The 13,584-nt window shown below is 25.2% G+C and carries 12 protein-coding genes; all 12 read left to right on the forward strand.

Annotated elements, in window-relative coordinates; all coding sequences use genetic code 4:
* The 12 genes from AAHM99_RS04345 (at position 1) to AAHM99_RS04400 (ending at position 13,575) form a co-directional block, all read left to right on the forward strand.
* Entirely contained in the window at positions 1–2,076 is a 2,076-nt protein-coding gene (locus tag AAHM99_RS04345) for a hypothetical protein (protein ID WP_342275477.1), read from the forward strand.
* Positions 2,077–2,090: 14 nt separating this feature from the next.
* On the forward strand, positions 2,091–2,840 hold the full coding sequence (locus AAHM99_RS04350) for an ABC transporter ATP-binding protein (protein WP_342275478.1): 750 nt from the start codon (positions 2,091–2,093) through the stop codon (positions 2,838–2,840).
* Position 2,841: 1 nt separating this feature from the next.
* Positions 2,842–4,719, forward strand: a complete 1,878-nt coding sequence (locus AAHM99_RS04355) for a hypothetical protein (protein WP_342275479.1) — start codon at positions 2,842–2,844, stop codon at positions 4,717–4,719.
* Positions 4,720–4,732: 13 nt separating this feature from the next.
* Complete coding sequence (locus AAHM99_RS04360) at positions 4,733–6,778, forward strand: ABC transporter ATP-binding protein (RefSeq protein WP_342275480.1); 2,046 nt, start codon at positions 4,733–4,735, stop codon at positions 6,776–6,778.
* A 1-nt stretch (position 6,779) separates the two neighbouring features.
* Complete coding sequence (locus tag AAHM99_RS04365) at positions 6,780–7,418, forward strand: hypothetical protein (RefSeq protein ID WP_342275481.1); 639 nt, start codon at positions 6,780–6,782, stop codon at positions 7,416–7,418.
* Between the two features lie 597 nt (positions 7,419–8,015).
* Complete coding sequence (locus tag AAHM99_RS04370) at positions 8,016–8,312, forward strand: transposase (RefSeq protein ID WP_342275482.1); 297 nt, start codon at positions 8,016–8,018, stop codon at positions 8,310–8,312.
* A 278-nt stretch (positions 8,313–8,590) separates the two neighbouring features.
* Positions 8,591–9,154 carry a DDE-type integrase/transposase/recombinase gene (locus AAHM99_RS04375; RefSeq protein ID WP_342275483.1) on the forward strand — a complete coding sequence of 188 codons (564 nt, stop codon included), beginning with the start codon at positions 8,591–8,593 and terminating at the stop codon, positions 9,152–9,154.
* Between the two features lie 122 nt (positions 9,155–9,276).
* Positions 9,277–9,696, forward strand: a complete 420-nt coding sequence (locus AAHM99_RS04380; protein WP_342275484.1) for a lipoprotein — start codon at positions 9,277–9,279, stop codon at positions 9,694–9,696.
* A gap of 21 nt (positions 9,697–9,717) precedes the next feature.
* Positions 9,718–10,065, forward strand: coding sequence for a hypothetical protein (locus AAHM99_RS04385; protein WP_342275485.1), 348 nt, complete (start codon positions 9,718–9,720; stop codon positions 10,063–10,065).
* Positions 10,066–10,254: 189 nt separating this feature from the next.
* A complete protein-coding gene (gene ptsP, locus AAHM99_RS04390) occupies positions 10,255–11,973 on the forward strand; it encodes a phosphoenolpyruvate--protein phosphotransferase (RefSeq protein WP_342275486.1) in 1,719 nt (572 codons plus the stop codon).
* A gap of 83 nt (positions 11,974–12,056) precedes the next feature.
* Entirely contained in the window at positions 12,057–12,533 is a 477-nt protein-coding gene (locus AAHM99_RS04395) for a PTS sugar transporter subunit IIA (RefSeq protein ID WP_339029782.1), read from the forward strand.
* An 82-nt stretch (positions 12,534–12,615) separates the two neighbouring features.
* Positions 12,616–13,575: a CPBP family intramembrane glutamic endopeptidase gene (locus AAHM99_RS04400; RefSeq protein ID WP_342275487.1), complete on the forward strand. Its 960-nt coding sequence runs from the start codon at positions 12,616–12,618 to the stop codon at positions 13,573–13,575.
* Positions 13,576–13,584 lie beyond the last annotated feature (9 nt).

Raw genomic sequence — 13,584 nt, forward strand, 5'->3', positions numbered from 1 at the left:
ATGGAAAAAACTGTAGTAGATAAAAACTTAAAAAAGAAAAATTTTAAAAATTTCACTTTACTTTATTCAATTAATTTAAAACTAAGTATGAAAAATATTGGCTCAATTATTAGTGGAATAATATTTACATTCGCAACAATAATATTTTTTATAGTCGAGTATACAAAAATTATTAAAACTTCAGATATATCAAGTTATTCATCATTAAAATATTTTACATTTCTAGTAGGTGCAACATCATTAATTTTTCATATATTATTAAATTCATTGTATCTATTTAAAAGACAAGTCAAAGATGGTATATCGTCTATTGAATTAAGAGCTGGATATAAAACCTGAAAATCTTATTTAATTAGAATTCTTATCACTTTTACTGTAGCTTGTATTTATATAACAATACCTTTATTATTTGCTATATTTTTAAATTTGATTAGTTTAAATAATAGTACATTATTCTTTAATTTACATTATTCACAAACGTTCTTCTTTTATTTTTTAGCATTATTTTCAACTATTTTTATATCTTTGATAATGGTTGTTTTTAAAACATCACTTGCAACTTTATTCTCAATGATATTTATGATTACTGTAGGATTAGCACCAATGTTTGCTTCACTTAAATTTATTATAAGTACAACAAAAGTAGATAATTGAAAAACAAATATTAAAATGTTTTCTGCACAAGACTTTTATAATAATTTTAAAAAAGATAAGGAATTATTTAATGACGATGATGGTAATGGTAATTCATTGTCTTTACAAGGAATGAATAGTTACTTAATTAATACTTTAGATCCTTTAAAGCAATATGAAGAAACTGAAGAGATTGAAGATAAGGCTAATAAAAAATTTTCATATAAAATTGTTCCTACAGAAGAGTTTTTCCCTGGATGAAATTCAAAAAGATATTTAAGTAAAAATGAGTTTAGCAATAATGGAAACTATAATTATGAAAAGGCGACACATATTCTTCTTAAAAATATTGGATTTGGTCAAGTTTATTATAACTATAATATTTTTTCAACAAACGATGAAGTAGAGCAACAATATTTATTGGAAAAAACACCTATTTGAAAAATAATTGAAAAAATAAATAAAACTACACTGGAGAATAAGGATGTACTTATCTCTGAAAATGAAAACGAGGTTCCTTCATTATTCGTAAAGGGTGAATCTCAATATTATAATGCCAACGAAGTAGAATCCAAAGATATAGATATAGATAATTTTGTAAATCAGATTTCTGAGATATTGCCAGAATATTCAAATATGCTTGTATTTATTAAAAATTTTTATAACAAATATAAAACCTCAATTATTGCTGATAATAATTATTCAAATTATTCAAACAATAAAACTTATAATGAGATATTTGACTTAGCTCTTGTAAATAGTAAAGGTTTAAGTTATCATAAAAACTTTGATTTTTTCTCTTGAAAGAAAGTATATGAATTTGGTCAAGAAAATTTTAGTGATAATTTCTCGGATGATTTTTGTAACTTAACTTTAACAGATGAAGATGGTAAAACAAATTTAGAAGTTTGCCAAAATAAGGAAATTATACAGCAAAATAATGAAATGGCTAAAGTCTATAAAAAATTTCCTGAGTTAACAATTATTAATGCATTAATTATAAATTTATGAAAAGAGTCAATGGAGTTTGATGTAGTTAGGCCAATATTACCAGATAATGAAGAGGTAACTATTGACGAGGGATTATATTCTTACTTTAATATTTCTAAAAAATCTAATACTTTAACAACCGATATATCTAGACACTTTGCAGCAATGTCAACTGGATTATTTTCATCTAGATTATTAAATGATTCATATAATTCGACAGGTACTGTTTTCTTTCAAGGACAATTTTTAAGTATAAAAAATATTTTTGATTTTGAGAATTCTAGTTCAGAAAATCAGTCAAGAGGCTCTTCTATGAAACCAGTTTATGAAAAAAACAAGATAAAGAAAAGTACATCATTCATAATACCACTTGCTTACTTTTGCTATATTGTAATTATTATGCCATTGGGCTATGTTGGATATTTAATTTTTGATAAGAAAGCTAAATTATAGAAAGGAGCTTTAAGATGATTGAAGTAAAAAATATTACAAGAGACTTAGGCGGTTTTGTTATAAACCAAGTTAGTTTTACAATTAAAAAAGGTTCAGTAGTAGCCTTTGTAGGTGATAATGGTGCTGGTAAAACTACAACAATTAAGGCTCTTTTCGGAGAATTAAAATTAGAGCAAGGAGAAATATTAATGGATGGTAAAAGTATCTTTGAAGAGCAAAATCTTCAAAGAATTGCTTTTTTCCCAGATTCAAATAGTGTTCCTTTAAATATGAAATTAAAAGACTATGTTGCATATATTTGTGCAGTTAATAATATATCGAAAAATGAAGCCAAGGAAAATGCTGATAAGGTTTTTAAAATGCTTTCGTTAGAACCATATAAAAATAAAAAAATTAAAAGTTTAAGTGCTGGTTGAAAGAAAAGGGCAATTATGGCAAGTGTACTTGTAAGAGCACCTGAATATATTGTTTTTGATGAACCAACAGCAAATGTTGATGTGGAAGCTAAATTATCTTTTATGAATATCTTGCATGAACTTTCTCGAATAGGAGTGACAATCTTAATTACTAGTCATATCTTAGAAGAGTTACAAGAAGTTGCAAATTATGTTGTTTTTATAAGAGATGGAGAAATAGTTTTGGAAAAAGATTTTGATAATAAAAGTGAATCAATTGCAAAATTATATAAGGAAATAATGGCTGAAAAAAATAACGGTGAGAAGCTTTTAAAGGAAATTTATATGAATAAGGAAATGGTGGTTTAATATGGAAGCAATTAAAATTAAAACTTCAAAGAGTAAGAAAATAAAAGAGTTTAATGGATTTAAAACTTTATTTCTTATTAATCTTAAGCGTTTGATAAGAAATAAAGCAGTTTTATCTACAGCTATAATTTCAATTATTGTAACTTTTATCTTTTCTTCAACCACAGCAGGTTTATTAAAAACTCCTTTTAATGCTATTACTATCGGAGTTATATTTGTCTCAATATCATTTATATGTGAAGTATTCTTCTTTATAGTATTTATGGTTATAATCTCGACGGAATTAATAAAGAAACAAATGCAGGATGGTATTCAAAATATTGAAACGAGATCTGGTATTAAATTTAAAAAATCATTTTTGCTAAGATGATTTGTATTTATTAGTTTTGTTGGTGGAGTGGCAGCTATAAATTCAGCTATAAAAATAATTATATCTTCATCAATTGTGTTTAAATTTGATTTAATATCAGGTATTATTTTAAGCAATTGTATATTTTATTTTTTTCTAACTATTGCTTGAAGTCCTATTGTATTTTTAGTAACAATTATTTGTTCTATTGCTTGAAGTGTGATGTTAAATATAATGATAGCAATGATTCTTTGCTTATCATCAATGTTTACTTCAATACCATCAATTATAGAGTTCTCAAAACCTATTAATAATATTTCAGTTATGAAAACAAATCTGAAAATAAATATTTCTAAATCATTTTATGAAACATTTAAAGATGATGAAGCAGTTAACTCAATCTTTGTAGATTCAGTAGTTAATCAAAGTAACTCAGTTTTTTTAAGTGAGGTTCAAAAAAATTTGAACATAGAAACTTTAAATGCTGAAGATATTAATTATTATAAATTATCAAAATTGGGCAAAGAAGAAGGTCATGCTTATAATACTTTAATGGCTGCATTATATGGAGGAGCTCCAAGCGTTTATTTTCAAGAGGATGAAGAAATTGAGATTGATGAAATAAAGCCAGTACCAGTCTTACAAAATACAGAGATTTTTAAAATTTTGGATGAGATTTATCAAACTATTTATCAAGGTATGAAATCAGATAATAATAAACCTACTATTTCAAGTCCAGGATATCAAGGCAGTTATATAGATTTTGATTATGAGAGTGAATTTGAATTTCATAATTTATCACCATTAATTAAATGACTAAAAAAACAAGAAGCTACAAAGAAATATAGCGCTCTATTAAATTGAACAAATTCAATTTACTCTAAGTATGTTTTTGCTTTATCAGCAACAAGAGACCTTTTTGATAATAGCACTTATGTATTTGCAAGTAATTTTAGTCATTTATCTACTTCAATAAGTAATAATGATATAGAAGAAAATGACGAGATATATAAAGTTTATCTAAGATACCCAGAACTATTAATTATTAATAATATTCTTACAGAAGCATGACTAAATAATATGTTTTGAAGAGGAGAGCTTTATAATGCAGATTGAACTTCTGGTTCATCAGAAGATGGTAATTTGTTTAAGACTCCTTATGAAGCTTATGATACATATCAAAATTGGACAAATGAATCTATTCTAAAAAATAATATTAATATTTTTCAACATTTTTCATCAATGCATAGTCAATTATTTGGAAGTTCTTTAAATAAAGACCTAATGTTTTCTGCTTCTGTATTATCATATACAGGAATAACAACAGGTTATTCTAACTATACAGATTTGGCTAAGTATGATTTAAGAGAAAATGAGGGTAATGAACCTTTAAGCCCTATTTTTTCAAAAGTTAACTTAAAGAGAAAAATAGGTTATAACGTACCAGTGATTTATATGATATACTTATTACTATCATGTGGATTAAACTATTTGGCTTACTTAGTTTGATCAAGAAAGTCAAAAATATAAAAAGGGAAAATAAATGAATAAAGATTTTTTTATAAGATACATAGATGATGAATCTTTAATTGAATATAAAGAAAAAACAGAATTTAAAAAAAGCAAAGGCTTTTTTGGACTCTGGTTTTTTTATTGAAAAAAACATAAAGTAAAATCCATTTTTGCAATATCTTTTATAATTTTGGTTTCTTGTCTTTCTGTTTTTAATATACTAATAGCAAGGCAAATAACCTCTATTTTAATTGGAGAGTCTTTGATAGAAACTTTAAATAATAAAGAATTATTATCTGAAATTATAAACGGTCTAATTCCATTTATTGAAGAAGACCAAAAAGAAATTTTTAACCAAATTGAAGAGTTTATTTTGAGCAATGAGTTAGAAATGCCAAAGGAACTTATTAATAATATTTTACAAAAATTTTATTTTGATTATTTAAGTTATGATGGTAAAAATGTGGTTGCTATCTTTTTAGGACTTTCTATTACAAAAATTCAATGAGTATATATTCTTTTGGCAACAATAGTACTTGTAATAATTTGTATGTATATAGCTTATTGTTTTTGTGGGATTATTAGTGAGGAAGCTCAAACTGATTTAAAAAATAAATTAATTAAATCTTTATTAACAAAAAATGTGGACTTTTATAATAAAAACTCTCAAGGAAAAATAACTGAAACAATAGTTAAAGATTGTAAAAATATTTCTGAGCAATTAAAAGTTGCACCTATAATTTTATTATTTATAGTTTTTTCAACAATTGGATCTACAGCAATGTTAGTTTATATTGATAAATTAATTTCCATATTAATGTTTAGTTTAATACTAGGAGTAATGTTAATTGCTTTATTTGTAGTTTTACTAATTGCAAAACCAGTAAAAAAAAGTATGGAAGCTAAATCAAAAAGTGACTCTGAGATTACTGAAAAAATATCTGCAATAAGATTAATTAAATCAACAGGAACATGAGAAAAAGAAATTGAACATTTTAGTGAAGAAAATGAAAAACAAAATAAGTATAATAAAAAATTAAATTTTGCAATATCTATAATTCCAGGAATTATAATTGGAGCAGTAGGATGTTTAACTCTATCATCAATAGTTTTTGGAGTCTTCATTTATGCTTCAGATACAAGTAAATTAATAACTGTTTTTTCTACATTTACTGCAGGTATTTTTGTTATGGTAACACCAATATTTCAATTAAATACAATTCTCCAAAGTATCAGTTCAACAAATAAATCATCTCAAAATATTGCAAGTATTGTAAATGATGAAGATAACATAGTTGATATTAAAGAACCTAAATTTATTGAAGAAAAAGAAATAGAAAGCATTGTTTTTGAAAATGTTTCTTTTGCTTATCCAACCTCTCCTGAAAATAATATTCTTAATAATTTATCAATAAGTTTTGAAAAAGGAAAATCATATGCTTTTGTTGGACCCTCAGGATGTGGTAAATCTACAGTTACAAGATTACTTTTAAGATTTTATGAAAATTATGAAGGCTCAATAAAAGTAAATGGTGATATGGAATTAAAAGATATAGATTTAAAAAACTGACTTCAAAATATTGGTTATGTAGATCAAGAACCACAAATTCTTTCAGGAACAGTTAAAGAAAATTTACTTTATGTTAAAAATGATGCCACTGATGATGAGATAGTAGAAGCTTGTCAAAAAGCCAAACTTCATGATTTAATAATGAGTTGAGAAAATCAGTATGATACATTTTTATTTGAAAGAGGAAAACAATTATCAGGTGGTCAAAAACAAAGACTTGTTATAGCAAGAACATTTTTAAAGAACCCAAGCCTAATTATTTTAGATGAAGCTACAAGTGCTTTAGATAATTTGGTTGAAAAGGAAATTTCTATTGAACTGGATAAATTAATAGTAGGAAAAACTACAATAACAATAGCACATAGATTAACTACAATTAAAAATTATGACAAGATTTTTGTATTAGACTCATTCAAAAAGATTGCACAAGTTGGAACCTTTAACGAGTTAATAAAAAAAGAAGGTTTATTTAAGGATTTATATGAAGTAGATAAGGGAGAAAGTTAAAATGATAAAAGTTAAAAATATTTTTAATGCTAAAAATAATTGAAAAACCACATTTATTTTATATTTGATTTTATCTTTACTTTCAATTCTTATATTATTTTTTATGCCTATGGTATTTGAAGCGGAAAGTGGAAACCTCATAAAATTAAATCTAATTGGTAAAAATGAAGGTTCAATTTATTTTGCACAAAAACAAATAGAGAATTATGAAGCTAAAATTTCCTGAGATTTTGATTATAGTTTTGCTTTATTCACATATCAAAATCTTTGAGGTTATTTTGGTTGGTTCTTTTTTCTTCTTTTGCTTACATTAAATCATTTTAATTTATTGAAAAAAACTGGTGGTACTAGAAGAATTGTCAGTGCATCAATTATTTTGGTAGCTTCCTTTTTATTATTAATGAGTACAATAAATTATATGGTAGCTTATGCTCAATGAATTGATGCATATGGGAAAGTTACTCAGCAAGTTTTGAAAAAGGCAAGATTAGGAAAATTGAAACAAGCTTTAATGTTTATTTTTGCAGCCATTTTCATAATTATGAGTTGTTACAATATTTATGTAGAAAAAAAAGTAACATATAAGGTCAATAAAGAAATAATTGATAATAAAAAAATTAAAAATATTATAAAGAACTAATTATTAGTTGTAGCTTAATATTTTTTCAAACATACTTATAAAATACTTTATATAACGATATAAAGTATTTGTTAATGTAAAAAGGTTTTATCTTTTAAGAAGTATTTAATGAACCAAAAACTGGATTTCTATTAAATTTTTATAAATCTAATTTGTTATCAATTTGTTATTTAAAAACATTATGAATTAATAAATTAAGACTGAAATAGTCAATAAAATATATGATTAATATAAAAGACCTTGTTTTAATAGTTTTTAAAAATAGTAATGAAGATATTATAAATTTAAAAAAATAAAAAGAGATAAAGAGAATTTAAATTAAGCATTGAGATTTAAAAAAATAAGAATTAATCTAAAGAGTTAAATAAAATGAAAGTAATAGTAGCTCATAATTTTATAATTAAATATAGTTATTAGAATACTTTGTTGACAAATTAATTTAGCAGTAAAGTCTATTATTAAACATCAAAAATATGTCAAGATAAAAGTAAAAATCTAGATGTTAAAAAAAATTGTAGTGTAACCTTTTTTCGGACACATTTTAAAAATACTTTATATATTGATATAAAATATTTGTGAACGAAGAGAGGTTTTATTTTGACTAAGTATTCAATCAATCAAAAAATTGAATTAGTATTAAATTTTTACAAATCTAATTTGTTATTAGCACAGTATTCAAAAGCAGTAGGAATTGATAAATCAAGATTGAAAAACTGAATAAAAATTTATGACGAAAATGGAAGAAGTGGATTTAAAAAATCCTTTAAAGCCAATAATGAGGAGATTATAAATTTAAAAAGAGAGCTTAAAAAATCAAAAAGAGAGAGTGAAGACTTAAAATTAAGAGATGAAATTTTTAAAGAATTAAGAGAAATGATTGATAGAAAGAAGTAAATAAGTGAGAGTTAAATACATTTAAATCAAAAGTAGTTTATAACTTTACAATTAAATACCCAAATATTGCAATTAGAAGACTTTGTAGAATAATTGATTTAGCAAAAAGTACTTACTATGATTGATTATCAAAAGGTAAACCAAAAATTAAGGCAATTAATTGAGGTTTGGTTTTGAGAATTAATGATGTTTATAAAAATGAAGTTAAAATCTATGGTTCTAGAAGATTAATGAAGTATTTAGATCTAAATTGTAGTCATAAAAAAGTTTTGCGAATAATGAAGTTTTTAAAGTTAAAACCTAATAACTATAAAATACAAAAGAATAAATCAGTTACTCCAGAAAAAAATGGTAAGTATCCTAGATTATTTAAATATCAAACAGATTTGAAAAATTATGGAGATATTTTCTCTGTTGATATTACCGAGAAAATAATAGCAGGATGCAAACTATACACTTGCGCCTTTTATCATGTAAACACTAAAAAAGTTTATGGTTTGGTAACTAAAAATATTAAAGGTATGAAATTAGTATTAGAGTCATTTTTTAATATGGTTAATGAATTTGGAACATTTAAACCAAACTCAATTATTCACTCTGATAATGGCTCAGAATTTAAATCTTATCAATATCGCTTAGCTACAATGTGATTTGATTTTGGCTTAAGTATGTCTAGAATTGGTAGATCAACGGACAATGGATATATTGAAGGTTTTTGAAGTACTCTTAAAAGAGAAGCGATCAAGGAAGGTTATAAATACAATGTTGTAAATCAATATATTTATAATTTGAAAATGTATCAATATTTTTATAATAATAATAGAGTTAGTTATAAAATATAGGTGTCCGAAAAAAAGGAACAGTACAATGTTAAAAAAAATTTAAAGTTATACCTTTTTAACTATAAAAGTATACCTAATAGGTATATAATTTTTATGTCAATTAAGACAAGAAGGAAAATGAAATGAGAAAAATATTATCGATTTTAGCAACAACTAGTTTAGTTGCTTCAGCAAGTGTAGCAGTTGTATCTTGTAATACAATACAAAATAGTGATTTTAAACTTCCAAAATTCCCTACTAATGTGGATGAGGCTAAAAAAATTATATTAGATTTATCTAAGAAACAAGCAGTTACTGAATTTAAAACTGCTGAAATGTATGAGGAGGGAAAAGATGATTCTGAAATTGAAAATTTTGAAATAGAAAGTAGATTTGAGGAATATTATACAATTATACTGGTAGCGGCCCATAAAATTGTAAAATTGGAAAGCGAAGATACTGTCATTAGTGTTTGAGAGTATAATGAAGATAATGTATTAGTAGAAACTGAAATGGTGTTATGAAAATATGCATCAGTATCAGATTTTTATGATGAAAATTAGGCTTTTCATGATCTAGACCTAATGATAGCACAAGATCTATCAGAATTTCCAGAGTCAATAAAAGGTCTTGAGGAAATGATAGATAATTTTAAGGAAATACGCTCATGATGATTAAAAGGAAGAGAAGTAACAGCATTTAGTGAACAATTTAATTATTCAGAAACTGAACTTGAACTAGAAAGTCGTGATTCAGATGAAGCCATTAAATTAGGTCTTGAATTAAGTAAAAATAAAGATATAAATGAAAGCAATATAAACTTTAGAGGATGAGGAAATAATGCTGGAGGTAGTGGCGAGCATTTTGCTTTGGCCTCAAATGAAACTGATAAGTATATAGGTTATGCAATATTTAATTGTTTTATCAAATAAAAAATTAAGAAAAAAGGTCTTAGTAACTAATTTTAGATAAATTATTATCTCTAACTAAGTATTTAAAAACCTAAACTTTTTAAAATAATAATATCAAACAACTAATAAATAGTTGTTTTTTTATATTCTGTTTACACTCTATATATGCAATATTTGTTATAATATATTTGTTTTAAAGGAGAGATTTTAATGTCTAAAAAAATGTCAGGAATTGGTGCAAGTAATGGTATATCAATCGCTAAGGTTTATATATTAGATGAACAACCAATAATTATCTCAGATGTAATACCAAAAAATATTGAATCAGAATTAACTCTTGTAACTTCATCAATTGCAAAAGCTAAAGTTGATTTAGAAAATTTGCAAGTAATTGCAAAAGAAAAACTAGGGGAAGAAAAGGCAGCTATTTTTGAAGCTCATGCTTCAATATTGGAAGATCCAGCAATGGCAGAAGAATTTACAACTTTAATTAAAGATAAAAATTATAATGCTGCAAAAGCTATTAAAGAAGTAACCGATAAATATATGGCCATGTTCGAAGCAATGGATGATGAATATTTTAAAGAAAGAGCTGCAGATATTAAAGATGTAACTGAAAGATTAATTAGATATGTTTTAAATCTCCCTGTAGCAGATTTAGCAACAATTAGTGAAGAAGTTATTATTGTTGCTGAAGATTTAACTCCATCTCAAACTGCACAATTAAATCCAAAATTTGTAAAGGGTTTTGCATGTAATATTGGAGGAAGAACTAGTCATGCCGCTATTATGGCAAGAAGTTTAGAAATTCCTGCAGTTTTAGGTTTGAAAACTATTTTACGTGACGTGAAAGATAAAGATGTTTTAGCAATAAATGGTGAAACTGGTGATATTGAAATTAATCCTTCAGATAAAAATCAATGAAAAAAATTAGCAGAAAACTTTGAAAAAGAAAAAGAAGAATTAAAAAAATTAAAAGATAAACCAACTTTAACTAAAGATGGATTTGACGGCTTTGTTTTAGAGGGAAATATTGGAAGTCCTAAGGATGTAGAATCTGTTCTTGAAAATGGTGGAGAAGGAATAGGTTTATTTAGAAGTGAATTCTTATATATGGACAATGATCATTTTCCAACAGAAGAAGAACAATTTGTTTCATATAAAAAAGTTGTTGAAGATATGAAAGGTAAAATCACTATTATTAGGACTTTAGATATTGGTGGTGATAAAAAGTTATCATACTTCTCATTTCCACACGAAATGAACCCATTTCTAGGATATCGTGCAATTAGATTTACTTTAGATAGAAAAGATATTTTTAGAGATCAAATAAGAGCTTTACTACGAGCTAGTGCTTTTGGTCCAGTAGGAATAATGTTTCCAATGATAGCAACAATTGATGAATTTTTAGCTGCAAAAAAATTTACATTAGAATGTAAAGCAGAATTAAAAAAAGAAGGAATTAAAGTTGGTAAGGATTTACAAATTGGAATGATGGTTGAAATTCCAGCAGCAGCAGTCAATGCTGAAAATTTTGCTAAACATGCTGACTTCTTTTCAGTAGGAACAAATGATTTAATTCAATATGCAATGGCAGCTGATAGAATGAGTGAAAACGTTACTTACTTATATCAACCATATAATCCCTCAATTTTAAGATTATTAAAAATGACAATTGATGGAGCACACAAACACGGAAAATGAGCTGGAATGTGTGGAGAAATGGCAGGAGAACCAGATGCTCTTCCTTTATTAATGGGTTTAGGACTTGATGCGTATTCAATGTCAGCAACAAGTATTTTAAAGGCTAGAAGCATTATGTCAAAATTAACTTTAAAAGAAGTAAAGCAATTGGCAGATAAAGCTTTAGAATGTGAAACTTCTTCTGAGGTTTTAAAATTAGTTAAAGAAGTAATGAAAAACAAGTAATTCGTAAGAATTATTTTTTTTATTTAAAAATATAATAATAACATTTTTTTATTGTAAAATAATGTTTGAGGAGAAGGTAAATTATGGGATTATTCACAAAAAATAAAAAGTTAGAAGTTTTTGCACCAGTTGATGGTGAAATTATTGACCTATCAAAAGTAGAAGACGAAGTATTTTCAGAAAAAATGCTTGGAGATGGAATAGCATTTATTCCTGATAATGGAGAATTTGTAGCACCAATAGATGGAAAACTTGTAACAGTTTTTCCAAGTGGTCATGCATATGGTATAGCAAACTCAAATGGAGTTGAAATATTATTACACATTGGATTAGATACAGTTTCACTAAATGGTGAAGGATTTGATATTAAAGTAAAACAAGGATCAAATATTAAAGCTGGAGAATTATTAGTAAACGTAGATATGGCAAAGGTATCTAAAAAAGTACCTTCAATGAATACACCATTAATTTTTACAACTGATTCTATGAGTGGAAGAAAATTTGAAGTTTTAAAGACTGGTAAAGTAAAAAAAGGTGATTTAATAATTGAAGTTAAGTAATTTAAATATTTAAAAGACCCTATTAGTTAGTGTTTTTTATTTTTTTAGAAGCTTTTTGGAGTAAAATTAAAAAGGTGATTTAATGAAAGAAAAGGTAAGCAAATTTAGAGATAAACACTTCGGTTTAAGCGAAGAGGCAAAATTTAGATTTGATATATTAAATTATAAAACTGATGGAATGATTTTTATAACTTCCGTACTAATAGTCCCATTTATTTTGTCTATATTTATTGCTCTTTTTGGTAATAATAATAAGGAAGCTTTCGCTCTTTTATATTTAGTATCAGTTATTATTGGAATGGTTTTTAATATTTTAAGAAATGGACCTGGATTTTTTAAAGGTGGCTATTTTTGAATTTATCTACTAATTATAGGTCCACAAATAGTTTTTATTTTTACTGGGCTTATAATGCTTTTAATCAATTCGGCTTTAAATAATGATGAAGAATTAATATCTGCCTTTTCTTCAATTCTGACTATGATTTTAATAGAGGTTATAATCATAATTTTGGCTATATTTTATGATAGAAAAATCTTTAAAAGATTTAAAGAAACTTTAAAAAATAAATGAAAAGAAATTATTATAATAGGAATTGTAGGTACAGTAATACTGTATTTCGTTTCAACTTTTATTTTTTTAAATTTAATTGAAACAAAGTTAATGGGAGCCTCAGAAAGTGAAAACCAAAAAAACTTAATTGGTATACTGAGAGATAGTGATAAGTCAATTAAAATAACATATATTATTTTATTATTTATACTTACTGTTGTTGTCGCTCCATTTTGTGAAGAATTATGTCTTAGAAATTGTTTCAATTTAAATGCTTCAAATAGATGATTAGGTTTTGTAGGAAGTGCAATGTTTTTCGGGTTTGTTCATTACGGACCAGCATTTGATTTTCAACATATTCTTAGTTATTCTTCAGCAGGTTTTATATTATCAGGAGTATTTTTATTTACTAAAGGGAATATGACTTTCTCATGAATAGTACACTTGCTAAATAACTTATTAGCATTTATTCTAATCTTATTTATTATTTAAAAACAGAAA

Origin of the sequence: Spiroplasma endosymbiont of Cantharis lateralis (genome assembly GCF_964030855.1) — a bacterium.
Classification (GTDB): Bacteria; Bacillota_I; Bacilli_A; order Mycoplasmatales; family Mycoplasmataceae; genus Spiroplasma_A.